This window comes from Microbulbifer sp. CnH-101-G (assembly GCF_052466775.1).
In genome coordinates this window covers 2,093,284-2,120,275 of record NZ_CP174292.1, presented here as the reverse complement: position 1 = coordinate 2,120,275, position 26,992 = coordinate 2,093,284, and the positions used below count along the sequence as shown (strand labels likewise).

At 46.5% G+C, this 26,992-nt stretch carries 17 protein-coding genes; 12 read left to right on the top strand and 5 right to left on the bottom strand.

Annotation, left to right across the window (positions count from 1 at the left end):
- Positions 1–168: 168 nt before the first annotated feature.
- The 3 genes from ACJJID_RS09170 to ACJJID_RS09160 all read left to right on the top strand — a co-directional run bounded on the left by ACJJID_RS09170 (position 169) and on the right by ACJJID_RS09160 (position 3,593).
- The gene (locus tag ACJJID_RS09170) at positions 169–552 is read left to right on the top strand and encodes an STAS/SEC14 domain-containing protein (protein WP_444922458.1); all 384 of its coding nucleotides are present in this window, start codon (positions 169–171) and stop codon (positions 550–552) included.
- A gap of 176 nt (positions 553–728) precedes the next feature.
- A complete protein-coding gene (locus tag ACJJID_RS09165) occupies positions 729–1,178 on the top strand; it encodes a GyrI-like domain-containing protein (protein ID WP_444922457.1) in 450 nt (149 codons plus the stop codon).
- A 735-nt stretch (positions 1,179–1,913) separates the two neighbouring features.
- Positions 1,914–3,593 carry an NAD-dependent malic enzyme gene (locus tag ACJJID_RS09160; protein WP_152453895.1) on the top strand — a complete coding sequence of 560 codons (1,680 nt, stop codon included), beginning with the start codon at positions 1,914–1,916 and terminating at the stop codon, positions 3,591–3,593.
- 51 nt (positions 3,594–3,644) lie between these two features.
- Here the strand turns inward: ACJJID_RS09160 and ACJJID_RS09155 are convergent, their stop codons facing one another.
- On the bottom strand, positions 3,645–4,982 hold the full coding sequence (locus tag ACJJID_RS09155; protein ID WP_444922456.1) for a patatin-like phospholipase family protein: 1,338 nt from the start codon (positions 4,980–4,982) through the stop codon (positions 3,645–3,647).
- Positions 4,983–5,420: 438 nt separating this feature from the next.
- On the opposite strand from ACJJID_RS09155, the gene ACJJID_RS09150 reads away from it, so the two are divergent.
- Positions 5,421–5,954, top strand: a complete 534-nt coding sequence (locus ACJJID_RS09150) for a hypothetical protein (RefSeq protein ID WP_444922455.1) — start codon at positions 5,421–5,423, stop codon at positions 5,952–5,954.
- Between the two features lie 166 nt (positions 5,955–6,120).
- On the opposite strand, the gene ACJJID_RS09145 is transcribed toward ACJJID_RS09150, so the two are convergent.
- Positions 6,121–7,845 (bottom strand): hypothetical protein, encoded by a 1,725-nt coding sequence (locus tag ACJJID_RS09145; RefSeq protein ID WP_444922454.1) that lies wholly within the window; start codon positions 7,843–7,845, stop codon positions 6,121–6,123.
- A 535-nt stretch (positions 7,846–8,380) separates the two neighbouring features.
- Here ACJJID_RS09145 and ACJJID_RS09140 point away from each other — a divergent pair.
- Positions 8,381–8,773, top strand: coding sequence for a hypothetical protein (locus ACJJID_RS09140; protein ID WP_444922453.1), 393 nt, complete (start codon positions 8,381–8,383; stop codon positions 8,771–8,773).
- Between the two features lie 27 nt (positions 8,774–8,800).
- Here the strand turns inward: ACJJID_RS09140 and ACJJID_RS09135 are convergent, their stop codons facing one another.
- Genes ACJJID_RS09135 through ACJJID_RS09125 form a run of 3 tightly spaced genes read right to left on the bottom strand, consistent with a single transcriptional unit; the run spans position 8,801 to position 12,160 of the window.
- Entirely contained in the window at positions 8,801–10,189 is a 1,389-nt protein-coding gene (locus tag ACJJID_RS09135; RefSeq protein ID WP_444922452.1) for a hypothetical protein, read from the bottom strand.
- Positions 10,190–10,206: 17 nt separating this feature from the next.
- On the bottom strand, positions 10,207–10,569 hold the full coding sequence (locus ACJJID_RS09130) for a hypothetical protein (RefSeq protein ID WP_444922451.1): 363 nt from the start codon (positions 10,567–10,569) through the stop codon (positions 10,207–10,209).
- 10 nt (positions 10,570–10,579) lie between these two features.
- The gene (locus tag ACJJID_RS09125; RefSeq protein WP_444922450.1) at positions 10,580–12,160 is read right to left on the bottom strand and encodes a hypothetical protein; all 1,581 of its coding nucleotides are present in this window, start codon (positions 12,158–12,160) and stop codon (positions 10,580–10,582) included.
- A 327-nt stretch (positions 12,161–12,487) separates the two neighbouring features.
- Here ACJJID_RS09125 and ACJJID_RS09120 point away from each other — a divergent pair, with 327 nt between their 5' ends.
- From ACJJID_RS09120 to ACJJID_RS09090, 7 genes are all read left to right on the top strand, one after another.
- A complete protein-coding gene (locus ACJJID_RS09120; RefSeq protein ID WP_444922449.1) occupies positions 12,488–12,922 on the top strand; it encodes a hypothetical protein in 435 nt (144 codons plus the stop codon).
- 388 nt (positions 12,923–13,310) lie between these two features.
- Entirely contained in the window at positions 13,311–14,534 is a 1,224-nt protein-coding gene (locus tag ACJJID_RS09115) for an enterotoxin (HBL) (RefSeq protein ID WP_444922448.1), read from the top strand.
- 637 nt (positions 14,535–15,171) lie between these two features.
- A complete protein-coding gene (locus tag ACJJID_RS09110) occupies positions 15,172–15,912 on the top strand; it encodes a YopT-type cysteine protease domain-containing protein (protein ID WP_444922447.1) in 741 nt (246 codons plus the stop codon).
- 697 nt (positions 15,913–16,609) lie between these two features.
- The gene (locus ACJJID_RS09105; RefSeq protein ID WP_444922446.1) at positions 16,610–17,860 is read left to right on the top strand and encodes an anthrax toxin-like adenylyl cyclase domain-containing protein; all 1,251 of its coding nucleotides are present in this window, start codon (positions 16,610–16,612) and stop codon (positions 17,858–17,860) included.
- 1,040 nt (positions 17,861–18,900) lie between these two features.
- Positions 18,901–22,548 carry an amino acid adenylation domain-containing protein gene (locus ACJJID_RS09100; protein WP_444922445.1) on the top strand — a complete coding sequence of 1,216 codons (3,648 nt, stop codon included), beginning with the start codon at positions 18,901–18,903 and terminating at the stop codon, positions 22,546–22,548.
- A 458-nt stretch (positions 22,549–23,006) separates the two neighbouring features.
- Positions 23,007–24,593, top strand: a complete 1,587-nt coding sequence (locus tag ACJJID_RS09095; RefSeq protein ID WP_444922444.1) for an alpha/beta fold hydrolase — start codon at positions 23,007–23,009, stop codon at positions 24,591–24,593.
- A 1,185-nt stretch (positions 24,594–25,778) separates the two neighbouring features.
- Entirely contained in the window at positions 25,779–26,690 is a 912-nt protein-coding gene (locus tag ACJJID_RS09090; RefSeq protein WP_444922443.1) for a helix-turn-helix transcriptional regulator, read from the top strand.
- The last annotated feature ends 302 nt before the right edge of the window (positions 26,691–26,992 follow it).

Genomic DNA, 26,992 nt, shown 5'->3' with positions numbered 1-26,992 from the left:
GCTCAGAATATTTACAGAGAAGACATTGAGATGGGCTAGGTTTACCCCTAAGCCGGACAGTATGTTGAATTTGTGTCTGGATCTTGTAGCCTGTGCTAGCTAAGAATGCATGTGCGGAAGTTTTTAAATTAGCTTTTTATTTCTGACCGAATTTTTTGTGAGGTTGTGATGTTAAAAGTTTTGGATGTAGATATAGTTAATACTCTTGCTCTTAGAGTCTCCGGCAGTATCACGGAAAGCGATGTGTCGAAAGCTTTAGAGATGGCTAAGCAGCTGGGCAAACAATACGAAAATATCACTATATATGAAGTAATAGAATCCTTTGAGGGGTTTGAGTTCTCGGCAATAATAGAGAAATTCAAGTACCTAGCTGACGTAGGTGTCTCCAATATTTCTGCAGCTGCTATTTTGACGGATAAACGATGGTTGCAGAAAATCGTAAGGGTTGAAGATAAGATTTTTAGAAATATGGATATCCGGTGCTTCTCTTTAGACCAACGTGAGGAAGCCATACAGTTTCTCAAGCACTATGCTCCAGAAAATACAGATTAGAGCAAAACGGGGTTCCTAAGGAATTTTTCTTCATTTTGAGGCTCAAAGCAACGATCTCCTGAGTAGGAACGGACTATTCTTGGTTTCAGGTTGAGCAATGGTCAGTTGCTATCAAACACTGCTTAATAGTAGATAGATTTTAAGTCAATCAATAATGAGGAAATAACGGGGCTGCTATGGTCGTTGAACAGATTTCAGGCTTTGATTTGGTGGGGCTTTGCACAAGGACTAAGAATGAGAATGAGGCGGATGCTTCTACAGCGCAAATAGCCCCTTTGTGGGAGAAGTTTAGTGCTGAGGCGGCGCCCAAGTTTAGAGGAACCCCTCAGGTTTATGGGGTATACACCAATTACGAGTCAGACCATAGCGGGATGTTTGATGTCTACGCCTGTTCGGATCTGCTTTCAACAGATATGTCTGAGGACTTTAAGTCGATACATGTGGAGTCTGGTAAGTACCTAGTGTTTTCAGCTCAGGGGGAAATGCCACAGGCGGTTATCAATTTATGGAGTGAAGTATGGAATTACTTCTCCTCACCAGAGTGCCCTCACCAACGTGCTTACATCACAGACTTTGAACATTATGTGGGCCCGAATGAGATAAGAGTCGCCATCTCTATCAAATAACTCTTAAGGGGCCTTTAATGGCCTATTGGCTAAAGGGCCATTAGCCGCCTCTCTGGCTTTTCATAAGGTCAATTGTCCAGTTGGCAGAGAGGTGGCTAAAAAGCGGACCATCAAAAACGCTTAAAAAATATTCAACATCGGGCGGCGCTTCCAGATGCCTGGGTGGGTAAATGTTCCAATAGACCGCATGGTCACAATGGACAATTTCCGGCGTCATAATAGACACGGTGAACAATACGGATTCCACTGACTTGCTTAGTATTCCCTGGATGATGACGCCCCGTCTGTCGCCAATACGGTGCGATGTTCCCGTCGCTATAACGTAGGGCTGGCTTTTACTCCCGCTCACATTTTTTTAGCTTTCCCACAGTAATTTATAAAACCACCCTGGAATTACGGGGCTTAGAGGTTGGTTCAGTTGGCTATTATCTACTCTGTTTCACCATCTGTTCTGTTAATCCTCTAAAAGAGGGAAAGCAGAGCTGTCTAAAAATTCTCCATTAAGAACCACTGTGAAAATCCAGCTAGCATGATTGAAAGTTATTTTTTCAGGCTCTCAAGGGAAGAGGGTAGGCCTTGTTATAATTCGGGACACTAAGTAGTCTTTAAACCCCTTAGACTGGCAAGAGACCGGTAGGTCTGTGCAAATTTCTGACTCTCTTTGCTTGTTTTGGTCAGACTGAAAGCTATTTGCGCAATATATCTTGTCCATCATCGCTAATTAAAAGCAGGTTTATGAGCAACAACGAAAAGCGCCCCCTGTATATTCCACATGCCGGCCCTTCCTTGCTGGAAATGCCACTATTGAACAAAGGCAGTGCATTCACCTTGGAAGAGCGGCTGGAGTTCAACTTGGCGGGTCTCTTGCCTAACAATGTTGAGACCATTGAGGAGCAGGCCCGGCGAGCTTATTACCAGTACCAGCACTGTAAGACTGACCTGGATAAGCACATCTTTTTGCGGGGCATTCAAGATGATAACGAAACCCTGTTCTTTTATCTGATCGAGCACCATATCGATGAAATGCTGCCGATCATCTATACCCCCACAGTCGGCGCAGCCTGTGAGGAATTTTCCAATATTTATCGCACCCACCGCGGACTGTTTATCCCCTATCCAGACCGTGAGTACATGGATGATATGTTGCGCAGTGCCACCAAAGAAAACGTCAAGGTTATTGTGGTTACGGATGGCGAGCGTATCCTCGGTCTCGGTGATCAGGGCATAGGTGGCATGGGAATTCCCATCGGCAAACTGTCTCTGTACACCGCCTGTGGTGGTATCAGCCCGGCTTATACGCTTCCCGTAACCCTGGATGTGGGCACCAACAACCGTACTCTCCTCAGTGATCCTATGTACATGGGCTGGCGACACGAGCGTGTTTCCCAGCAGGAGTACGATGAGTTTTTAGAGCAGTTTATTGAAGCGGTGAAGCGTCGCTGGCCCAAGGTGTTGGTGCAGTTTGAGGATTTTGCCCAGACCAATGCCATGCCTCTATTGCAGCGCTACCGGGATCAGCTCTGCTGTTTCAATGACGATATTCAGGGCACAGCCTCCGTTACGTTGGGGACTATTCTCGCCGCGTGTAAAACCTGGCAGGAGCCTCTCACTGCCCAACGGGTTGTGATTGTCGGTGCGGGTTCCGCCGGTTGTGGTATTGCCGAGCAAGTGGTGTCTGCCATGGCGCAGGCGGGGCTCAGCGATGCGGATGCTCGCTCACGTATTTTTATGTTCGATCGCTATGGCTTGGTAACCTCGGATATGAAGGGCCTGCACGATTTCCAGGCGGCCCTGGCACAGCCCCCGAATATCTTCGAGGGCGTTGCCGAATCAGACTTGGAAAGCCTGATTGGCCAGATAAAACCCAGCATTCTTATCGGGGTTTCCGGTCAAGGTGGGTTATTTAATCAACAGGTGATTGAGGCCTTGCAAAAGGGCCATGAACGCCCGCTGGTCATGCCGCTGTCAAATCCCACTTCCCGCGCGGAAGCGACACCTACAGAGATTTACACCTGGACCAAAGGGGAGGCACTGGTGGCCACCGGCAGTCCATTTGCTGCGGTGGAAATCGATGGGCGCACTCACCCGGTGGCTCAGTGCAACAATGTTTATATTTTCCCCGGCATTGGCCTTGGAGTGATTGCTGCCAACGCCACCCGCGTGACGGATGGTATGCTGATGGCCGCCTCCAACGCTCTGGCAGAGCAAGCGCCTGTAGTGAAGGAAGGCAAGGGTGCACTTCTGCCGCACTTGGATAATATTCGAGAGGTGAGTATAGATATTGCCAGGGCTGTGGCTGCCCAGGCGCAGCTTGATGGGGTTGCCCCCAAAGTGAGCCATGAGCAGCTGGAGAAGTCCCTAAAGCGCAATTTCTGGCATGCCAACTACCGCAGTTACCGCCGCCGCTCTTTCTAATATCATTTCCAAACCTTCGCAAACCGGGCCGCTTCTGCGGCCCAGTTTCTTTTAGGCAATCTGCTCGCTGCAGTAGATTGCCTCTGGCTGGCGCAGCACCAAATAATCTTCCCAAAGAAAACCTTTACTTAAAAACTCGATAGCGGATTTGGCCCCGGATACAAATAGATGTTCGCAATGCTCCCCTGGCATAGAGAAATCCAACCAGTGAGGGAGGCGGCCATTCGCCATTGGATCAATGGCGATTTCCTTGACCAAGGCATGGTACTCAGCATTCAGGCTTGCGCGTACATGGTTATCGAGCATATTGCGGCAAGTATTGACCAAGCCCATGGCAAAGCGCCCCATGGTATTGGATTTGGGTTGGTAGTGATCTACCTCCAGTTTGACCCCCAAAGTGGGCAGTTTGGGTGTGCCATAGGGGTCGTGAAAAATATCGAAAGGAAAATTGGATACCAGGCCACCATCGACAAACTCCACCTCCTGGGGAAAGCCGTGCTTGAAGAAGCGTCTGGGATTGCCGATACCCTTTATGTTGCGCCAGTTCTCCTCAATAGATTGGCACTGCTCTAACTGGGGAATATTTTTTACCGTATAGGGTTTGAAGAAGCCGGGCACCGACATTGATGCGCGCACATATTCGGCCGGGTTCACCGTATTTGGGTCACTGAAATAGAGCGGAGCTTTGGCTGGGAATACCGCGCGGGTCTCCGTAGTAATATCTGCGGCGACCAGGGCTACCTCTGCAATGCCAACCTCGGGATCGGGATTGCCTTGGTAAAACAATGTGGGGAACTGGTTGATGCGTTGGTATAACTGCGCGGTATCAGTGATACCCAGCTGGCGCAACTCGTCTTGCAGCCAGTAGGTGAAGGTATCTCCAGGATTCAGGCCCTTGTCCCGCAGCAGCTGCCGCAGGGTGCGCAAGGAGTCGAAAGGGTGTAGGGCCAGATTACTAAAAAATCCTCGACCATTAAGCAGGCGCTGTACGGTCCTGCGAGCAAAAAGCTCCCCATCTTCGAAACTGGCAAAGTCCGCCTTGGCCATAATCTCGAGAAGTTTCTCACTCTTGCGCGAGCCCGGGGTACCAGCGGCAGCTAAAAACAAGGCGTTGATAGCACCGGCCGATGTGCCCGCAATCTTGCGAAAGCGAATGCCGGCTAACTCCAGGATGTAGGTGTAGCCTACCAGGGCAATCCCCAGCATGCCGCCACCCTCCATCACCAGGTCTACATACTGGAACCCATTGGAATCCTGTACATCACTAAATACCTTTCCCTCAACTTGAGGGCAGGCCTTGTGCCATAGGGTGTTTGCCTTTTGCAGGGCATCTGAGACCCAGCTTGCTTCCCCTATTTGGGTTTTCCCTTCGGTGTTAATTAATTCCATGTGTTCGAACAAATTATGTGCGGTTATGCGGTTGAGGCAGATTATCTGTCAGAATGAAACTTACCATAGAATGCTGTTTTTGCATTTAATGCTATCCACTAGAGTAATACTTGATGCATTAAGTGAATGAGTTTCTTGTTGTGGTTGAGTTGGCCTAATAGGTTGAGGAGATGGTGATTTAGCTGTCGGTTGACGTCAAGGGTGCGTTTAACACTTTTGTGGGCAATCAAGTGTTTTTGAAGTGAGTAATTAGTTAGCTACTTTGTGGGCAAGTTCGCAGAGATAAGTGCACTATTGACTGCTTTGTGTTCTCCTTTTATCGCATGTCCTTTAAGCAACCTATTTTATTTGGCTCTTTATTGTCTGTAATCGCGTATAAATTTGTGGTTTTGTGTTTTGACTCTTTATCTGTAAGCAGGTTAAAGAATGTTCTGGAAAATGACATACATTGTTAATAGTCTTGCGCTCTCAATTCTTTCCAGCGCGAGTTTGGTGAACGCCGAGCAGGATAAGGAGCAATATCTGGGCGCATTTAATGATCCTGTGCGCTACTGCCGTGCGGTAAAAAATGCGGATCAACCACAGGAGCCCTATATCGGCCCGGCAAAACCGCAGATGGTTTTATCGGGTATTCGCAAGGCGGCGAGTATTGCCGAGGATGCCCCGGAGGACTGGGTTGCCGGGGGTACCTTCTGGCGCTGTATGGATGGGGCGGTCTATGCCTGTTTTGTGGGTGCCAACTTGCCCTGTACGGAGAAGGCGGATATTTCACGAGAGCCCAGTGAGGCGATGGTGACTTACTGTGAAAGCAACCCTACAGCGGAGGCGATCCCCGCTGCGGTCACCGGGCGGGCAACGGTGTTTGAGTGGCGCTGTAAAAATGCCGAGCCTGAGGTGGTTCGGCAGATTTTGCACGAGGATGCGCGGGGTTATCTTGCCGAGTATTGGTATCGGCTGGATGGGGCTGAATAAATTTTATCTAACGGATGGACACCAAGAAAACCTTTGCTCGTTATACGCTGTGATTGCATCTCTGTACGCTTGTAACCGGTATCCATGTCTTTTAAGGGCAAGAGAATGGGGCTGTTTAGAATATGGAGAGGGTATGAACCCTCTCCTAAATTAAAGAAAGGCGCCCTTACCAGGTTAAGCTGATATCGGTTCCATCAAACTTTACGTCTGAGTCGTATACATATTTCAGAGTGCCTTTCCAGAAGGAGCCGTGCCATTCCCAGTCGGCATCGTAGCTGACCTCATTGAGCACCTTTTGACTAAAGGCTTCAAAGCTGCCATAGCGCTCCTCGCTACCCATAATCACTACCCAGGTTTGTTCGTTCCAGTCGCAGCTAACGGTATTGGAATCGCCGTTGCCGCAGGGATAGCGCACGGCGATATAGCCGTCGTCTTCCTTGCCGAATTTCCAGTTACCGCTGCGCTTTTCCTCCTCGAAACCTTCGGGCCATTGTAGCGCCACGTTAGAGCCGCCGGAATGGAACAGTTCAATTGCCGGATAGGGGTTGTATTGGATTACGGCAACATTATTCACCTGCTTAATCTTGGGATGGTGATCGTTCTGCATGGTGCTGTTGCCATCGCCAACCTTCGCCCAGACCGATTGGGTGCCGGTAGTGGCGATCCAGGGCGTTTGCTGATAGCCCTGGCGACCACCCCAGTAATTCTGAATGGAGTGCATCATCACACCGCCATCCTTATACATGGAAAAGTTAGCGCCAGAGAGTACAGAGCTGCGGCTGAATACCGCTCCAGCCTTGGCGGCAGCAGGGGCGGCAGCTTCTGAAAGCCCCAGGAATTGGTCGAAGGCTTTCAGTCCTTCATAGCCTTCAAGCTGATATCTACTGACGAACCAAGCAGTATCGGCAGCTACATCCGGGTGGAAATAAGCTCCCTGACTCCAATAGAAGGGCACGCGCTCTTCGCGGGGGAAGTCAGCATAAATATCGTTTTTGGCATCGCCGAGAGAGTGACCTACCGAGTAATTCATATTCAGGTCTTTACCGAAATACTTGAAGATGTCATCGGTAATTTCCAAGCCTGAAGTGGCCAGCATTACACCTGCGGGACTCGGTGTTCTCACCGATTCCTTACCGAGACCCGTTAGCAGGTAGATGATGCGGTTGATGTTGCCGCCGGAACCGTTCCTGCGGTAGCCATCATTACTGCGGCCTGCGGCTGAGAAAAGGATGCCCTGGTCGTTGGTGACCAGCAGTATGTCCTGCAGCAAGCGTTGCGCAGCGCCCGTGGCCAGCTCGCGAATTTCTGCATCTTCAGAAAAATCGACGAGGTTAAGTAGCGCAGATAGGGTGTAGGGGTAATAGACCGGGGAGTAAAACTCATAGAAACCATACTGGTTTTTTACTTCCAGGTAGCGCTTTAAGCGCTTGTAAGTTCTGTCGTCTTCAAATGCACCGTACTTTTCCTGTAGAAGATACTGGGCAGAAGTGTACATGATCATATGGTTTTCAGAGGCGAAGACGTGATCCCCAGTGCCGCCCTCCTTAAACCAGAAGTGGTATCCGTCCAGGGCAGCAAAAAGTTCATCTTTGATTTCTGGGCGGAAAAACAGGATACGGATGAGCCTGGTAAGGGTGAAGTCTGAATTTTTCTTGCCGCCATTGCGCAGGACATCCAAATTCTTATTCAGCGCCTCCCAATTGAGCTCATCGCCGGTGTATGCCTGTAAGACGACAGCGGTATCATTAGTGGAAGAAACGCCCTCTTCAATATATTGCAATTGCCTATCTTGATAGGCGCTCTTATCAAAAGACTGCGCATTGACACTGGCTGAATGTATCGCCAATCCTAAAAAAATCGGGTACAGCATTCCTACTACTGGTACTTTCATCAGTACTTGTTCCTATATTGATTTTGATTTCTGGTGTTAAACACCATAAATGTACCACTTGTGTATTACAGGAATTTCTTGGATTAAACGATAGGTATTTTCTCTCGCTGAAGGTTGCCGATTCGATCAGTTGGGTCCCTTGGTTCTCACTTTTAAAATATATTGTTACTCAGGTTTCTTTTGGGTCTGATTGTTTATTTTTTATGTCTTAACAATGAATTTTAGTGTTTGTTAATTGGTACGGTATGGTATTAAAAATAAGTTTGCTATTTGCTTAGGGAGTAGATGGTCTATTACAGGTTGGTGGGTTTTGTAGTCTTTTAAGGGCTGTGCAGAAGGGCACGAATAAGGGGCGTTGAATGGTTGCTACTTTTTGCTGCCGTTAAAATTTGTAGTATTGGTGTTGGTCTGTTGATAAGGAGATTGGCTTGGGGGGCTCTAATTTATTCAGGCGTGAAATCTTGGCGCGGATTTAAGTTTGCTACTTTAAAATCAGCGTTTAAGGTTTAGGCTTCTACAGGTTCTGGGGCAAAAAATGAAAAAACTACTAATTTTCTTTGCGGCCGGCTGCTTGGGTGCTGTGGCAAATAGCCTTGTGGTCTGGCTGTTTGGGGATTTTGGAATAACCCCATCTCTGGGGGTCTCTATCACCCCTACTTTATCTGCTGAATGGCTATATCCCAGAGTGGTATGGGGTGGCATTTGGGGTCTGTTTTTTATTCTTCCTTTCTTACCATCAAAGCTGTTGTTAAAAGGAAGCATCCTGAGCCTACTCCCCACGGCGTTCCAGCTTTTTGTTGTTTTTCCTGTGATGGCTGGTAAAGGTATGGCGGGGCTTGAGCTGGGGGTGCTTACCCCAATTTTTGTTGTATTTTTTAATTGGATTTGGGGTGTAGTTACTGCACTCACCATAAAGTGGGCTGAGTAACTCCACTTGGTTCCTTTATTGATCGGTTTACATTAACAGGATTCTTTTGGCGGCTTTCAAGCCCCGGCTGGTTGTTGTTGAAGGTCCCTCCAGCCAGTGATTGATAATGCTGTGGGCAAGTTCTCGTCTCTGCGTGCCGCTGCAACCTTCGGTTAATTCACCCAGAACCCAGTGATTGTGTGCGATCCAGGTATCCCGAGCGATAGGGCGAATGAGAGGATCTGCTTCGCAGAATAGGGGTAGTGCCGCGGTGAGATTGCTGGGCTTTTGTAAGGTTTCCCTGCTAATAGGTGGCTGTCCATTGGCTTTCCACCAGTCTCGGGCGGCTTCGGTGTCGTGTCCAAAACGTTGCTTGAAAGATTGGGTAAATGGGCTGAGGAAGGGCCAGTTGCCCCCCTTTACTATTCGCTCAACAATTTCCCTGGTGCTTGCCCGGTCGCCAAAATTCTTTGGATCATAGAGCACGCGGTCTTTGGCAGCGGCATGAATTGGGCTGGTGGCATCGGCAGTAATCTGGGTATCTGCCGGCAGGGCAGCTGCGGCAATGGGCAGCAGTGATGGAGCGCCGAGACCCAGGCAGTGGAACCTCGCCAAAGGTCGATTGCCATCCCGGTAGCCATCTGCGATGCCTTTTAATACTTGCGACAAGCGCACATAGCGGCGGGGGACCGGCCGGGCCAGCTTGAATGAGGCTCGACCGAGTACATAGAAATCGGTTGCATTCAAATCTCCACAAATGCCGGCCAAGCCTATGGCTGCGGAATCCGCCCCGGCTTCTGCCGCTAGTTGGCCAGCATCTCGGGCAGTGTTGTAGTCCATGGCGCTTAGCACCGCATAAACATTTAACTCCTGGCATAGAGGGTGTTCAGCAACCTTCTCCCATAGCCTCAGGCTCTGGCGATTGCGCGCGGCGATACGCTCTGGTCGCCAGCCGGTAATTTCACGCTCCAGATCTAGAGCCACCAGGCAAGTTGTGGCGAAATCTTCCTGAGCGATCAGGTGAGTGGGGTGCATTAACAGCTGGCGTTGCAACAATGTTTCCGTATCGATGGTATTGGAGTGCCCACTACAAATGGCTAGCACTCTCTCTGCCAGTGTATCCGCTAGTATGCGTAAATCTTTTGGGACTTGACGGCCGCGAGGTAGCTGTCCCAGCTGACGTCGCAGGACTTTTACCCGCTGAGTGACTTGGCGGGCTTCTTGGGAGAATTGAGAAATAACGGCGTCGATCAGTTGCTTGGTTCCGTTATCGGCAAAGAGAGGTAGCTCTCTGCGGCGAACTTCTGCCGCCATTTGTAGATTGGGGGTGGTAATTCGGTGGGCAGATAGGAGGTAGCCTGCGGCGTTAATCCTGTGATCGGCAAAGGCCTCTAGAGTTTGTCGGCGCAGGTTGGCGATAAACCGCATGCTAGTCATTTGCCAGCCGATGCCCCTTAAATAAGCGCGTGAGAGCAGGCTTTGTATTCATCGAGTAGTGCGTGGGCCACTTCCAGTTCGATTTCGAGCTCCAGGGCTATCTGTTCGAACAGGTCCCAGGCCTCGAATACATCTGGATGGGTTTCTATACATTCGGCTACCGCGTGGTCCATAGGCTCTATGGGAAAGTCGAATTCATCCTTTTGATGCAAATTGGGCAGGTTGGGTATCGCCGTTTCAAGGCACTCTGCGCGCACGGCTTCTTTGGCGGCGTGCCATTCCGCTTTTGCCAGCTGTGCCATTGCCAGCAATACTTCTAGTTCTGCAATCTGGTCGTGGACTCTGTCCAGCTCCGTCATGCATCCATCATCTGGTGGCATAGTCGCACTCCTACTGACGAATAAGGGGCGTAAAGAGCAATTCAGCGGCACCCAGGGTGGCTTCGGTGTCCTCTTCGGCTTTGTGGGCACCGAGAGACCAGTAGAGGTTGGAATTACTGCGCCAGGGGTGGAACCAGCGGCTGGAGAGCCTCAAGAAACTGACCTCAAAACTGGATTCAGCGATCTCGGCCAGGGCCAGAGTGTCGACTTCAACGGCGGCTTTGCCATCAAACAGGCTTGAGTGTTGCCGGTAGGTGCCACTGAGCCTGCAAAAAGCTCCCTGACAGACGCCGGCATGGGGTAGGTGGGCAAAGCGCACCACGGCATTTGCTAAGGCCTTACTAGATGGGTCCCTCAATACTAGATGGCTGAGCAGCATGCCGCCTTCCTGGGCAGGTGAACTGACCTCTTCTACAAAGCCTCTGATTTCAACAAACTCACCCTCCGAGCTGTTCTTAAGCTTCGATAGCTCTACATTTTTGCCATTAGGTAGGGGAGTAGAGAAAGCCATAGAGGGAATATTTTTCAGGAGGGCTTTTATATCTTTATCGGTATTAAAATCTTCGCAACCGATGGCAAGCCGATAACAGGCGGCATGGCTTGCGATGGCGGTTCGGGTGAGAAAGTGCGCATCAACTGCGAGATCTCCAAGCTTTTCCGCCAAGCCACCACTGCCGCGTTGCAATAATTCTTCGATGGCATTGTGTATGACAGCTTGGGCTCCCACAAATTGGGGGAGCTGTCTTTCAATATCGCCGGCAAATATCAGGCATGCCTGGGTAATTCTTTTGGGTTCATTTAAAAGCAGGGCGCTATAAATACGTTTTTGTCCCATTGTGAGTTGATTGGCAAAGTTCTCTGTAATTGCCTTAATCGTGGAAATGCTCTGCTTGGAAAATTCGGTAGCGGAGATGTCTGTATTTAGGGCAATATTGAATTGAGCCTGTGCCAGGGCCTGCATTCCTCGGCACAGACACATAATGACGGCATCCGCTGTGCTGTTTACCCTGATGGCCATTGAGGCCTCGTTTTCAGGGAGGAAAGGCTTCAACAGGTCGATGTTTTTTGTCTCGCCATTGGCTAAGCCAACCATTGATTCCTGTGGGTTTAGTCTTTCTTCCAGCCCGGTGATTTTTTTGTGCAAACGTGTGAGCGTTTGTTCAGAGAGTTTATTCCCGGTCAGTTCTTCCGCCTTTGCGAGTAGTTTGTTCAAGCGTTCAGCGGGGTTTTTGTTGCGAAGCCTGTCCTTAAGATTTTTAGCCCACTGATCCCGGTCATCACTAATAGCAATACTTCGAAGCACAAAAAGGAACTCTGAACCCATACGGTGATGTAGCTTGTTAATATGGGCTGAACTTTCCAGTTGGCTCTGGAGGTTGCGATACTCTGCATAGCCCAATCCCATACACAAGCGCGCCTGCCCTTCCAGTTGCCTCCAAGAGCGAGACAGGATCGGCTTTTGTAGCGCTAAGGTCTCACGAAAGAGGCGCAATAACTCAAGCGGCTGTGTGGAATAGGCCGGTAGCCAGTCAAACCGGGCGCGCTTTAAAGAGTCAGTGAGTGTGTTGTGGCGATCATTGGCCATTGGCATCTATGCCTCCTGGATGCGGGAGTAGGCTCAATATTCACTATTGGCGGGAGTGCAATCCTTTCTATATGGCACGGTAGTAATGATAGTAAATTGCCACAAGGTCGTATGTTTATAGGGGTATTTGGTTAATTGGTTGTATAGGCGCAGGTTTTTATTCCGCCAATATAAGGCCCTGGATATATGGTGCTAGATATATGGGCACCGTATCCGGCCCAAGATTAAAGCCAGTATTAAGGCTGTTGGTAAAATAAAAGCTTATCTGTATGTCAAAGCGACAATGTCCTTTATAATCTAGCCTGATTTTTTAACAGTGATGCATCAATAAAAATGAATGAAAACTATAAAAGCCCAAAAAGTAATCTGGAGGTCAGTCCGAGTCACGCACTGATCAGCCGCTTGTTAAAAGAGCAAAGCCTGTTGCTTTCACTATTTGCCGTTCTGTTGGGCACCCTAGGGGCCTTGATCGCGCTATCTTTTGCGCAAGGGATTATTCCCTTGTACGTTTACGTTATTCCTGGTTTTGTTGCAGGGATTTTAGTGAAATTTATGGGAAGGCCGGTGACAGTGAAGTATCGTCTTATTCCTGGGTTGTTCTGCGGGCTGATTGTTTCTCTTTGGGTCAGTTTGGGTGGTATTTCTATATATACTTTTTTGTTGCCACTGCTGAATGTACTTTGTTGCTTAGCCGTTTCACGTCGACGTCTCAGTTACGATGAGGAAAGAGCTTTATATAAATTTAGGAACGGTTTAATCAAGCTTTAAACTTCTGACGATTTATGAAATACAGCCAGAGTTATAATAGCTCTTGGTTCCTGCTTCTGTTGGTGTGACGAGAATATTGATTAGATTAGCTTAATTCTGTGAATAGTCATGATTATATCGGATCGAATAAGGGGGGGGACCCTTAAAGCTTGCCTTAGGCGAATCTATTCTTTTTGTCGAGTTGGTTGATTATTTTAAAATTAACTTGCTTGGCGCCGTGCTCTTTATTAGCGATATGAATATAAATAATTTTATATTTTCGATTCATTATAAGTGGTGGCATATTGATGTCCAGAAAACCTTGCTATATTGGGTGGCGCCTAAGTCAAGGTTTTTTTCTTGGAGGTCTCAGGTTTCATCTTAAATAATCATTAAGAGAGAAATAAATATGTCACAGGTAAGTGATGACGTAGATTTGGCGGCGGAAAAAGGTTCTAGTCCAGTGGTGGTGAAACTTTCACTGGCTAAAGCTTTTAATCGTAGTGCTCAGTCCATACGCGATACCCAGAATACTTATAAGCAAAATGTTGTTGCGATAAACACTCTGGTGACCAGCGTTTTATCCTCAAGCTTGCCTACCTTAAATCAAAATCCGCCGGATTGGAGCGACTTTGTCGCGGCCTATACTCAGGCCAATTCAGATGCACTTGATTGGGTGAATAATGTACTGGCCAGGCTCTTGGATGTACCCGGTGAAGTACAGAGCTACAACGGGATTATCAGCGAGCTATTGCAGGATGCCTTAACCCAGGCGAATACACTCGAGAGCGACCCCAGTAATACTTCAGCTCTTAATATCCTGAAAAATGATCTGAACTCGATAACGTCTCAATTGGGTCTGGTTTCGACCTTTATTAGCGGAGCAATTCAGGCTATTCAGGGGTTCCAAGATAAACTGCCCGATATGGCGTCGCAATTGCAGTCAATTGCCGATAAGTCTGTTCAGGATGCACAGGCTGATGAGCAAAAAATTGCTGATTTAAAGAACGACATCAAAAATCTACAGGCAGATATCAAATCCCTAACCGCTAGCATAGTAGCGCTTGGTATCGCAGATGCTACAGCCATCTCCCTGGGAACCGTAGCCTCTATTGTGGCTTTCCCAGAAGGTCTACTGACTTGGTTTGTTATGGGGCCAGTCGCTGCGGTAGCAACCACCTTTATTGCTTTGGATGCCGCTAAAATTGTTGCAGACCAAAAGAGTATCCAGGATAAACAAGCAGAAATGGATCTGGTTACTGCAGATGTCTCTACTCTTCAGATGTTATCGCAAAGCTTTGGGCAGCTAGCAGACGAGACTCAGCAAGTTGAAGAAAATCTGCAGGCTGTATTGCAAGAGTGGCAAACTCTTGAAAATGATGTGACAGCGGCTGTTAGTGATATTCGGACAGCCATTGCAGATGAAGAGGGGGCTAACTACACAGCGGTGATCAATGATCTTAATGATGCGATTACTGAATGGGACGATGCCTACTCCCAGGCGGGAAGCTTGTATCTTGATCTTAATGTGAACGATGCAGATCTAACAATTGGTATGAGTTCAGATCAGGTTCAGTCAGCCTTTGCCAGCGGAAAAACGGTTGGTGTGATTCAGTACTACAACAGCCTCTAGAAAATAGATGATTAATTAAGCTTCAAAGGCTTATTTCAAAGGAAATGAGCCTTTTTTGTTTCTAAAGATAGTAACTACCTTGTACTTGAGCCGCTCTTTTTCTTGTGGTTTGAAGGAACTGATCCCTACTTTTCGTAACGAATTTCAGTAATAGAAAAAGCCTGCCAGTACCCCCCCCAAGGGATATCTATCAAATCATCGAGTTTACGCCCAAGCAGTGAATGAGCTACGGAGGAGCTCATGGTGATTAGCCCTCCTCTTTTGTAAAACTCAACGGACATAACAATTCATTGGCTTACGGTCTCACCTTCTTCATTTTCTAATCTGGCTCAGACACCAGGGTAACTAAAGTGCTTTCTTTTACCGATGTTCGAGGACTTTATAGAGGGTGATTCATAGCTTGGTATTTGCTTCCTGTGGAATCTTTTCCTTGTACGATAGTGCTTACTTGCTGCTCAACTTATTGAAAAGTTAAAAATAAATGCCTGAAATTGAAAGTGGCTATTTGAGATTTTGGGTAAAGTCTGTACATGGCTTTATACATGATTGATTAAGGCTAAGTTTTCTTAGTTTGTATGTAATTGCAGCATTAGAGTTTCTGAATAATAAGTGATTTGAAGCAGGGAGTAAGAGCGACATGGGTGTTAATAGAATTGCCAGGCAGAATAATGGTGTGAAAACCTGGGGATTTTCACAGTCATCGCCTCGTACCTATATTTTCTACTTTAGGTTTGGTGCATTTGGGATTTGTGCGGCATTAGCCGCTCACTGGATAAAGACAAATGCAAAAGATGACGAAAGTCTGCCGGCAAAATTAGGGCTGACACCCAGAATTCATCGGTTGGGTTCATTTTCAGTGCGTACTTATCGATCCTTAAATGTTGGTGAGCTGATTAAGGTGGGGAGAGATTTTCATACGTGGACTCATGGAAATGGGCGTCAGTGCATAAATATTGAAAATTGGCTTATAAACCATGGATTACATAAGGAGATGCGTTGGTGTAACAGCTCCATTGATGAGGCGGTTAATAATATGGTCGTTATACGGCCTGGACAGCCGGTCCCGCCGCCTAGAGCCATTCCTCCGATTAATGTAAGCTTGGTGAATGCATTGCGTCGCTTGAAGGACGCTTATGCATATATTTCTTTTTCAGGAGCGCGGGCTGGACATGCCGTTGCTGCCTGGGTAGCCGATGACAGGGTGAATTCAGATATTGGTGCACTTTTCTTTGATCCTAATTATGGTGAATATCGATTTGCAACGAGGGATGATTTCTTCGACTTCTTTACTGCATATTATCGGCATGCTTATATGTCTGGGTGGATTCAGTTCAGGGATAGTTGGGAGGTTAAAGCTTACACAAATAGGGTTTGGTGAATTATTTTTTTTGCGCCCCCGTTGATATTGACGAAGGTCTTCCTAGGGGCGTTACCGACTCCGTTGCTTGTGGTCAAAATGGAGGGGTAGGGTTGGTCAACAGTAGATTACACTGTCTCTAGACGTGCTCTCAGACTAGAAAGTGATCTGCCGGAACCTTTACCACTCTGGGCTATCACTCCCTCCTTATCAAACAGGCACTCATGATATTGAGTGCTCTTTTGTCCTTTTTCAAAGCGCGAAGGGTTAAATAGTCGAAAAAACTGAAGTAATGGCTAAATTCTAAAAAGAGTGGATGAAAATCTAAAGCAATCCTTCTTGGTGGTCGATAAGATGCTTGTGTCTTCAGTGTGCGACTGGTAGTGGATAGCACCCAAACTGGAGAAGTAAGGTTGCAAAATATTTCAGCCTAATAGTCGACATTTCCGGGGGGGTAGGATCGGTAAAGTCTTGATGAGCTTTGCCTGTTTCTCTCTGACATTTACAGTTGGTAAGTTTGTGGGTAACCCGAGAGATTTTTGAAAATCCAGTAAAGGTATGATGACGCGATTCAGTGGCAACTTGTTGGCGATTGGGATTTTATACTGTGGTATAAATGTGCTAAGCACTAATGCTGAGTATGAACATTCCTATTTTTTGACTCAATTTTTTCAATTCAAAATATATCACTAGTAGCCTACAGGCAGGAAGCTGACGTATGGAACTTATATTTAACAATGCTATATTGCGTGAAAATCTTATAGGCTGCCCAGCTACTCATGCAGAGGCTTTTAAAGTTACTGCAGCATCGCATCGTTGCGTCATCATTGTGCGTGCAACAGGGCCAACCTGTACCCAGTTGCTTGAGCAAGGATATGACACCAAAGGCTTTAGAATTCATGGTAAGTCTTGTGACTGGGGACCTATGGCCGGTTTTGTTTTGCGCGACCCCCGATTAAATAAACACGGTATGGGAAAGGCAGGATATAACCGAGATCAACATCATGAGGCTTTCACCGACACACAATCCGCTGCGGGCTGGACTGCCTCAACAACGCCTCTTCGTTTACATCAAGACAGGGTTGATTGGCTCATCCGCAATGGGAAAATTAATGTTAGAAGAAAAACGGATGATCGCTATGAAGGGGTAGCCAGTCATCCTAGCGGTATTACTTTCCATTACTCACTTATCAAAGTTAACACATGTTTAGGGGATATGTGGGGTGTTTATGTTGATAAGGAAAAGAGTAGGCAGTCGGGGTTTATCCAGGAACGTGGAAATATTGTTGTTCAATATGACACCAAATACAAAGATATGTACGAACCGCTGCTGGCAATGACCAATCCTGTGGAACATCGACAGTTTCGGAATGAACATCCACTTAATGCCATTACGGGAGACTATGATCTATTTGCTATTTGGCCATTTAAGCAGGGTGCCAAAAAATATGATAGATACAGAGATGACCGTCGTGTTCTTGGTACCGTGCAAGCTTGGTCGCAGCGTCATCATATCGAAAACCATCTAGAAAGAAATTTTACAACTCAAGGGCAGGGTACAAAACTTGGTAATATCACTAACCGTATTTATGAAGTAAGCCAGACAGTCAACTCTTTAATCTCTAATGCCTACACTCCAAGAGCTGGGGGAGGTCATTGGGGGCCATTCCCGAGAAGAAATGTACTCTGGCATAGTGACGAAGCCGCACGCCCATTTGTAAACGACGTCGATTTGCCTCTTATTGCATTTACTCCTGCTCGCCGTGAAGTGATTATTCAAAGTTTGCAGGGATTTAGAGAGTTTATAGCGATGTGTACAATCAATGGTGTGAAAGTTACTCTGGCTGAGGGGTGGGCAATGAACCCTACCAATAACAAGCCCGACCGATTGGGGCAGGCTTACGGGGGGCTTGTACCTCATAACTGGCACTTTGGGCAGTGGATCGTCCCCCCATGGTACAATGCTTAGCCAATTATTGGTTTGAAATGAGAGTGGTCACCTAACGGGTGGCCTCTAGCTTTTACGCTGGACAAATTCACTTTCAATTTTCACCAAAAGTATCAAGAAACTCCTTATCTGTACACTTCGCAGATCTTTAGTTATTACGTAGTTCTTCTTGAAAAGGACTCTATTAATCAATGACGCACTGAATGAAAGGCTTGTCGCCCATTCAACAATTTATTCACCTTTCCTATATTTCTATTTGTTCAGTTGTAGATTTTATCAGTGGGCTTATTAAATGCCCGAATTGGATGGATAATGTGAAAAAAATGAATGTTGATGCAGTCTGAATAATATTTTTAACTCAGATGATATAATCATCAACTCTTCCTGTTTTACTCTCTCTATTCCCTCGCTGTATCGCGGGGTAATTGCCAACTTTTACAGCAATGAGCTTTGCCGCTTATGGTTTCACTGGCTGAGGTTCTGATATCTGTTGGATTGAGTGCTGCTCTGCCAGCTTTACGATGCGGAATACGATGTGTTTTTCTGTCCGGCTTCTCTTGGGGTTATTGATATTGCGGATGTGTCACACTCTGCGCAATTCCTTGCGGAGATAATATCGTGGACTAGGTTGGGGAAGAGTAGTTGCTAGTGCTTGGGCAGTTCTTTGACAGTATCGATATTATCTGCGATCAACAGTGGGGTTAGGCTAGCGTGCTACACCATGATGGGGCTAGGCTGAAGATTGCCTGCGACTCGGTTAGCGGGGGGGGGGGGGAATAAATTATCTAGATGCAGCATTGAACCTGAAGAAGGTCGAGGCCAAAATATTCGGCTCCACTACGATCGGTGGTATTGTCTCAAAGTCGACGAAGGCGTCTCTTCTGCATAACGGGAGTGAGTGATTCTCGCCACATCGCTAAAGTATAGATCGAGAGAAATCTCCATAAACGGTTTACGCCCGCTATCTGGCCTAAGCCATTTATTTTACAATTCTGTTAAGTAAGGAGTTTGTAACCAGGCTTAAAAGATTTCTGATTAAAATAATAAGTAAATCTAGATCTTTGAATAAAAATAAAAGGTATTATTTAGTGAATAGTTCTGTTGATAGCCCCCAGATAAAGTCTCAATGTGATGTAACCCTATGCTCAAACCTTCCATCATCGGGAGAGACAGTTTGGCATTTGATCGAACGGCAAATGCACCATCACCCCAGTCGCAAGGCAATTGTTGATGGCAATACGACAATCGATTTCAATCAATTACTTACCCGGTCCAATGTCATTGCGGGTGAGCTTGAAGCTCGTGGTGTAATACCAGGCTCTTTGGTCGGAGTGTGCATGAATCGTTCCTGGGAACTTGTCGCTGCCTTAATTGGTGTGATGAGAGCAGGTTGCGCCTATGTGCCTTTAGATCCGGCATATCCGCGGGATCGGGTTCGATATATGCTGGAACATTCGGGTGCGGTGGCAGCCATTGTGGATGGGGATACTTCAGCAAAATTATGCGAGGGAGTGCGTGAGTTGGTACGGATCGATAGAGTGGGTGCCAAGGCAATCCGCTGCGCAGAGCCGTCCGAAAATGATTTGGCTTATGTTATCTACACATCCGGCTCAACCGGGCGGCCAAAAGGTGTGGCTGTCGAGCACAAAAATATTGTCGCTATGTGCCAGTCGATGGGCGAATTGTTAAATGAGGAGGAGCTCAAGGGTGTTTATGCTGGAGCTTCAGTTTGTTTTGATACTTCGGTTATGGAAATTTTTGGCACCCTGTCGCTTGGGGGCACGGTAATACTGGGAAAGAATATTCTTGAGCTGACAAAGCTATCTTTAACAAATCAAGTGAGAACCTGCGTAACCGTGCCCTCGGCAATGCAGACATTGCTGGCGACAGAAAAATTACCTGAGGGGCTACGTTGTCTCGTTTTTGGTGGTGAGGCGCTGAAGCGATCACTGGTTGAGCAAGTACAGGCTATGGCTCCCGGATTAAAGGTCTTCAATGCCTATGGACCCACAGAAGATACGGTGTATTCCACAATTGCTAAAGTGTCACCTAGCTCAAAAATAGTCACAATCGGAAAGTCCGTACCTAATTCCCGCGCTTATATTTTGGATGACAAAATGCAGCCGCTTTCTCCTGGCGTCGCGGGAGAGTTGTATCTGGCAGGGAGTAAGCTTGCACGGGGGTACTTATACGATGAGGAAAAAACCAAAGAACGTTTTATTGAGCTGGAACCTACCGATTTAATCCCTGATTCACGCTTATATAAAACCGGGGATTTGTGCCAGTGGGCAGAGAACGGAGAAATCGAATTTCTTGGTCGGGTCGATCAGCAGGTGAAGGTGAGAGGATACCGGATAGAGCTTGAAGAGATCGAGTCGACACTCGAGTTTATGCCAGGTATTGATGCAGCGGCAGCTGCGGCAGTAGAGGGCGGTATCGGTCAGAAAATGCTCGCCGTCTTTGTTGTGAGCCGGGATGAAAGAGCAACAGACACTTCAATTAAAGAGTTTTTGGCAGAGCGACTGCCAAAATATATGGTTCCTCAAATCGTAAGACATCTAGAGGAATTACCACTTTTACCGAATGACAAGCTCGACCGAAAGCAGCTTATAGAGTTGGAAAAGAGTAGCCATGGGGAACAAGGACACGATAACAGCAGTGGTTCCACCAACAACCTGATGCAGCGTTTGATGGGTTCAAGGCATGAGCAGGAAGCTACGGTACTGTCGATTATTCAGGGGGAAGTAGCCGCTCTACTTAATATCGGCGATGCCGAACAGGTATCGCCAGAACACTCGTTTACGGGGCTGGGCCTCGATTCACTAACAACATTGGAGTTTGCGCGTCGCTTGACGAACAATGTTGGGCTTACATTACCTCCACAGGCAGTTAACGAGTACGCCACTCCTGAAGCTCTGGCGAGTCATATTATTGACTTGATGAGTAGTGGTATTGGCAGGGGACATAGAAAAAAAGCGCACTCCGTAGCAACAGATTCTCTCGCCGACTTCCAATCACATATTCAGTCCAGCCACCCAACATTCCAGGCCGCAAAAGCGCCTTCCTGGTCTGCGATGGATAAGAGTAAGTTGGTGCAGGAGGTGATGCACATGGTTAACGACCAGCGCAGAAACCCTTACAGCAAAGTGTTGCGTACCGGCAGTGCGACTCGGGGTACGGTTAGCGATGTGTATAACGATGAAGAGCAGGAAGCCATTATCTGGACGACCAATTTATATCTTGGCTTGAATCGGGATCAGCAGGTGATTGAGGAATCCATTGCTGCTGCGAAGCATTTTGGTACTGGTATGGGAACCTCAGCCGCTGCGTCAGGTTTAACGGATCTTCACCTGGCGTTCGAAACGGAATTTGCTGAATTGGTAGGAAAGCCCAGTGCCTGCCTTTTCCCGACCGGGTATACCGCAAATGTCGGAGCGGTTGCCGGGCTTCTAGGCAAAGATGATGTGGTCGTTATCGACCAGCTATGCCACGCATCGATCGTTGATGGTGCCCGCCTTTGTGGGGCCACGATCAGAACATTCCAACACAATAATGCCGCAGACCTTGAAGCGGTACTCGAATCAGAAGTGTCTCCTTACCGTACTGTTCTTGTGGTTCTCGAAGGCGTTTACAGCATGGGGGAGGGCGCCGCACCGGTTGCTAAAATTGTGCGTACGGCCAAGAAATATAATGCACTCGTTTTGGTGGATGAAGCTCATTCGTTCGGATTTTATGGCGAAGGTGGCGGTGGCATTTGTGCCGCTCAGGGGGTTACGGATCAGGTTGATTTCATTATGACAACCCTGAGTAAGGCGCTTGGGAGCCTTGGAGGTGTTGTGGCGGCGAAGCAGGAATATATCGATCTGTTGCGATCATCATCCAGAGCCTACATTTTCCAGGCTTCGGTCAGCCCTGCCGATATTGCTGCAGCACTCACCGCACTACGCCGCTTGAGATCTGACGACCAATTGAGAGAGCGGCTTTGGGATACCACCCGCTACATGCGCCAGAAGTTTGAAGAGGCGGGCTATGATTTGGGCACGGGAGATGGCCCTATTGTCACGCCGCATTTTGGCGACAAAGATAAACTGTTTGCTATTGTGCAGGAACTATACAAACGCGGTGTTCAAACATCGGCAGTGACTTATCCTATTGTAGAACCAGGGCGTGGCCGCCTCAGGCTGATCTGCTCGGCGGCTCATACGAAAGAGGATGTCGATAAGACCGTTCAAGCGCTTATCGAGGCAGAGCGGGAAGTAGATGCTCTGTTGGTGCAGACGGAAAAAGAACCTATGGACTTACGCTGGGCGCAGTCTGTAGTGGAAGACTGGGCAGCGACTTTCTCAGTCTATCTTAAACAATTTATGGTGAGTCATTCTGGCCCAACTCCAAATCTGACCCTGGCCGTACATGTCTCTGAACCATCGGAGCCAGTCAGAATTTTATGTTACGACGGACATGCCACACTGAGTGATCACAACATCTCTGGCTTGCCTTCATGTTCACTGGTGCTTAAAGATAAGGAGGCGATTTCTGCAATGCACTCTTCGAATGTGCAGGGGTTACTCCGTAGTATTTCCACTGGAAGCTGTGTATTAAATGGCCAAGTAGAACCTTTTATTTGGTTTATCGCACGTATGGTTGATCTACGGCAGGGTTCAACGCACTCTGAAAACTTTGAACTATGTCAAGAGGAGTCTATTTGCTAGTTGAGTTGTAGAAGTAACCTACCTAATTGGTCCTTCATCAAATTATGAGGGGCCATTATGGAAAGTAGGTTACTGGTTTTCCATCACCCTTCAGTAGGAATCCTGATGTGGTCTGTGCTAGACCTAAAGGTTGGTCAAATATTGATCTCTTCGGTTAATACCATGTTAACGAGGCAGGTGCTAAACTTCCCTCCCAGATGGGCTCAACTCTAGTGGGTTGGTAGCTGAAATTATACCTCGTCCTTCAATATACATTGCATAACATCTATGTTTTTGTCTATTTGCAGGTAATCCAGATAATGAGAAAATTATAGGTATTTTTCCTGCCCGATGAACTGCGATAGTCATTTTTGGTTAGTGTAATTAGAGTTGTAAACGAGTCTGATTGATTTTTCTCAAGATCTTCTTCATTCATTTGGTTAAGAGCATTACTGTATTTAAGGGTAAGTATTTCGGTTATGAGTATTACAATCCAAATGCTTGGAGAACTGACTGTTTATCATGATGGAGAGCGAGTTAGTCTTCCCCGATCTAAAAGGACACGTGCACTTCTTGCGTTCTTGGTTTTGGCCGCCCGGCCGCATCGTCGTGATCGTTTGTGTGAAATATTTTGGGAGTTACCTGATGACCCTAGAGCATCCCTCAGGTGGTCATTAAGTAAAATTCGCCCCATTGTCAATCACTCCGAGACAGAACGATTGATTGCGGATCGAGAGAGGGTGAGCCTAAAGACAGATGACATTGAAATTGATATTAAGTCAATTATGTCTAGGCTCGAAGAATCTGAGTTATCAGCAGATGACCTCAAGACTATCAATTCTGACCTGCAGGAGCCATTTCTTGAAGGGATAGATTTGCCTGATCAAGAGTTATTCCAGCAGTGGTTGTTTGCTGAGCGGGAGGAGGTAGGGCTTTTGCGTGGCAAAATACTATCCCGCCTCTCAGCTCACCCAGATATCTCACCTCCTGACCAATTGAGGTGGGCGCGCTGCTGGGAAAGTCTTGAGCCTTACAACCCCCTCGCGGCGACTCAGCTACTGAAAAAGATGGATAGGCTGGGGCTTACACGGGAAATGGCGAGTACTAGACCACAATTGGTGGAAAGGTTTAGAAAGGCTGGAATTGCTTGGTCACCGTATAAGCCAGCTGAGGTAGAGACCTGTTATGTTCACACCAATGAACAACTTCTCGAAAGAAAACTTCTTAGCGAACAGAAAATTGAATTTTGTACTGCCTCGGATGGCGCCCGCATCGCGTACGCAACGATTGGTGATGGCCCACCAATCGTAAAGGCCGCTAATTGGTTGAGTCATTTGGAGTATGATTGGGACTCTCCAATTTGGAGCCCTTTGTTCCGGGAACTATCTATTGACCATCGGTTTATACGCTATGATGAACGTGGAAATGGTCTTTCCGACTGGGATGTTGACAATATCTCTTTTGAATCATTCGTAACCGATCTTGAAACTGTTATTGATGCCTGCGACGTTGATAACTTTACGCTACTTGGTATTTCTCAAGGAGCGGCTGTCTCTATCGAATATGCAGTTAGACACCCGGAAAAGGTAAAGCAACTTATTTTGTTTGGTGGCTACGCAGCGGGCTGGCGGATTGGGGCTACGGAGTCTGTGATAAAAGAGAGAGAAGCGGTAATGACTCTAACTAAAGCCGGCTGGGGGCAAGATAACCCCGCATACCGACAGATATTCTCCTCAACATTTATGCCAAGGGCTAACACTAGTGAGTTGGCTTGGTTCAATGAATTTCAACGCCTAACAACTTCTCCTGAAAATGCAGTTCGCTTTCTTTCTGTGTTTAGCAGCATAGATGTTCGTGAGCAACTCAGTAAAGTCACCGTTCCTACATTGGTTATTCATTCTTTAGGAGATCAACGGATTCCGGTAAAAACAGCATGCGATATCGCATCAAGCATTCCAAATGCTAGATTTGTTGGTCTAGATAGTGATGGGCATTTGTTATTGGGGCGTGAACCAGCTTCAAAAGAATTTCTTGAGGAAGTGCGTAAGTTTATCTCGACTACTTGATAAAAGGCTTTTTTATCGGAGCTTTGAGTGCTAGAAATGCTACTGGCTTCTTGATCTCTAGTGAGGCCAAAATCTTATATTGAAACCAAATGTGGCCTGTCTTCAACGGGCCAGGTTTCAAATTAGGTGTGATCAGTGTGAAAGAGTTATTGTCAGGGGGTTTGTGTAAGGGGATTATTAGAGCTAACTATAAACGGTATATTAAATCTTATAATCTGGAAGATGATGAATACTGCCTACATATAATATCCAGTGTTCTGGGTATACAGAAGCTTCACCAAGACATTTTTCTGACGTCTTTATATTTTGCACGGCTTTAACTAGGGCCTGTCTACACTAATAAATCTGCCTGCAATATGTGAAAAGCTACGAAAGAATATAAAAGTCAAATCCAATTTAACAAAGCGATGGAGGTTCTACGGATTCCTTTTAATCGACGAAATAAGCACTCCGCCTTATTCTGCGTCTTGTACACCTCCCGATCATACTCCCACGGCCTCAAGCGGTTAACTCTCGGAGGGATCACCAGAATTACGCCTAGATTCAGCACCAACTGCCGTATGTCATCTCCTTCACAAACTTTATCTATTATGACCTTAGTGCCAACTCAATGGCAGTTTTCTAGCGCTCTCAGTAGGCCAAGCCCCTCGGGAGTACCACTAAGCTGACGAGGTGATGAAGAAAGGGTAAGGGTAGCTGGCAATTACAACGATGGTTCAAACGATGGTTCAAACGGCAATAGGCTTTACTTACATTATTCTGAGTTGACAGAGGGTATCAAGTTCAGAGCATCAATAGTAAGGCAATGGATAGCCTTATGTTTCAACCTAAGTATATGTGTTCAAAGTTAAACCGTAATAAAGGCATTCTGTTCAAAATGTATTCTGTTGTTATGTGGTTTATAGATGAAAAATGTAACACTTATCCTTTGATAAAATTCCCCCCAAATATCAGTAAACGGGATTTTAATTTTAGATGGCGTTTACCTTTTTGGCGTCATGTGCAGTAGGTGGATCTATCTTAGAAGTTAGTAATAATAAGCAAAAAGTTTTGGCCGGTTGATCCAGTTACCTATTAATGGATTTTGTAAGTTGTGGGAAAAGCATTAAATAATGTTAAAGATATTGCGAATAACTTCTGGTCTCTCAATATTAAATAGTAGTTCTATAAAGGGTAATAAAAGAAATGAATATTCCCTCCTGCAAGTGGCAAGACGATATCACCAATGGGGAAGTGGTTGTCGAGTGCCAGCATTGTGGAGATTTATTTGAGTTTAAGATATTCTCAATTCCATGCGGTAAATCTATTGCTCTTACATCTTCACCTTTTGTTAATTTAGTTATGATGGTGTCCGGCACTGCTAATATTACGAATCGTCAATCAAACTTTGAGTTGAAAATGGGGCAAGTCTGGCTGGCAAGTTCGGATGAAGGTTTTCGGTTAGGAAATATCCACAAAAATCAGGATGCAGTTGTAATATGTGTTGGTATTCGTGCAGCAATGCTATCTAGATTCTACGAAAGATACGATAATGCCTTGCTTCATAAAAAGCAGGTACCCAATATGATGAAATCAGTTCTACCTAGGGGTGAAGTACCTATTATTTTTCCAAGTTGTAAGTTGACAAGGCTAACATTAGATTCATTTAGATTGTTTGGTCAGTTGGATAATGATGGATTAAATGCTCTGAAGTTAGAGGAATTATTACTGCTTAAATTGAACAGTGATCATGGGAAGATACTGGCTAATGAATTGCTTAATCAGGTAAACCCGGAGCAGGAAGCTTTTAGGAGGTTTATGGAAGTCAATGTTACTAAAAATTGGTCTTTGGCTGACTATGCTAAGCAGATTGGTATGAGTTTGACTTCATTTAAGAATATGTTTAGTCAGGTTTTTAGGGAGGGCTCTCCAAAATCATGGATTAACGAAAGGCGTCTGCGATACGCAGATGTTCAACTGCGTACTACAAGTAAACGGTTAGTGGATATTGCGTTGGAGAGTGGTTTTTCTAGTCAGTCGTATTTTACACAATTATACAAGTCAAAATATCGCATTTCACCTTCTCTGGTAAGGAAAGAGTGTGTTTCATTGATTTAAATATTTTTTGCGCACTGAATTGCAGTGTAAATAAAATCAGTAGTTATTATACGATTTAAATTATGAAATAGCTCTTGCTATATATTCTTGGATCAGATGGCTTAATTGGTGGGAAGACGCTAAAGTTTAAAGGTCGCAGAGCCATCTGGTGACACTGGTTCGGTGAGCCTCCAAGTTGTTGATTGCTCGCAGAGTGCCACTACAACACGTCCTCCCAAGGATAAAGGAGTTTGGCAAATTACCTCAAACACCTATTGAGGAGGCGATGCTCTAATGCAACATCTGGCCACGGTAAAGTGATA

Coding starts and splice junctions, on each gene's coding strand:
- ACJJID_RS09135 (WP_444922452.1), bottom strand. CDS start 10,189: ATGACTAGCATGCGGTTTATCGCCAACCTGCGCCGACAAACTCTAGAG.
- ACJJID_RS09120 (WP_444922449.1), top strand. CDS start 12,488: ATGAATGAAAACTATAAAAGCCCAAAAAGTAATCTGGAGGTCAGTCCG.
- ACJJID_RS09145 (WP_444922454.1), bottom strand. CDS start 7,845: ATGAAAGTACCAGTAGTAGGAATGCTGTACCCGATTTTTTTAGGATTG.
- ACJJID_RS09125 (WP_444922450.1), bottom strand. CDS start 12,160: ATGCCAATGGCCAATGATCGCCACAACACACTCACTGACTCTTTAAAG.
- ACJJID_RS09140 (WP_444922453.1), top strand. CDS start 8,381: ATGAAAAAACTACTAATTTTCTTTGCGGCCGGCTGCTTGGGTGCTGTG.
- ACJJID_RS09110 (WP_444922447.1), top strand. CDS start 15,172: ATGGGTGTTAATAGAATTGCCAGGCAGAATAATGGTGTGAAAACCTGG.
- ACJJID_RS09115 (WP_444922448.1), top strand. CDS start 13,311: ATGTCACAGGTAAGTGATGACGTAGATTTGGCGGCGGAAAAAGGTTCT.
- ACJJID_RS09105 (WP_444922446.1), top strand. CDS start 16,610: ATGGAACTTATATTTAACAATGCTATATTGCGTGAAAATCTTATAGGC.
- ACJJID_RS09150 (WP_444922455.1), top strand. CDS start 5,421: ATGACATACATTGTTAATAGTCTTGCGCTCTCAATTCTTTCCAGCGCG.
- ACJJID_RS09155 (WP_444922456.1), bottom strand. CDS start 4,982: ATGGAATTAATTAACACCGAAGGGAAAACCCAAATAGGGGAAGCAAGC.
- ACJJID_RS09160 (WP_152453895.1), top strand. CDS start 1,914: ATGAGCAACAACGAAAAGCGCCCCCTGTATATTCCACATGCCGGCCCT.
- ACJJID_RS09130 (WP_444922451.1), bottom strand. CDS start 10,569: ATGCCACCAGATGATGGATGCATGACGGAGCTGGACAGAGTCCACGAC.
- ACJJID_RS09095 (WP_444922444.1), top strand. CDS start 23,007: ATGAGTATTACAATCCAAATGCTTGGAGAACTGACTGTTTATCATGAT.
- ACJJID_RS09165 (WP_444922457.1), top strand. CDS start 729: ATGGTCGTTGAACAGATTTCAGGCTTTGATTTGGTGGGGCTTTGCACA.
- ACJJID_RS09090 (WP_444922443.1), top strand. CDS start 25,779: ATGAATATTCCCTCCTGCAAGTGGCAAGACGATATCACCAATGGGGAA.
- ACJJID_RS09170 (WP_444922458.1), top strand. CDS start 169: ATGTTAAAAGTTTTGGATGTAGATATAGTTAATACTCTTGCTCTTAGA.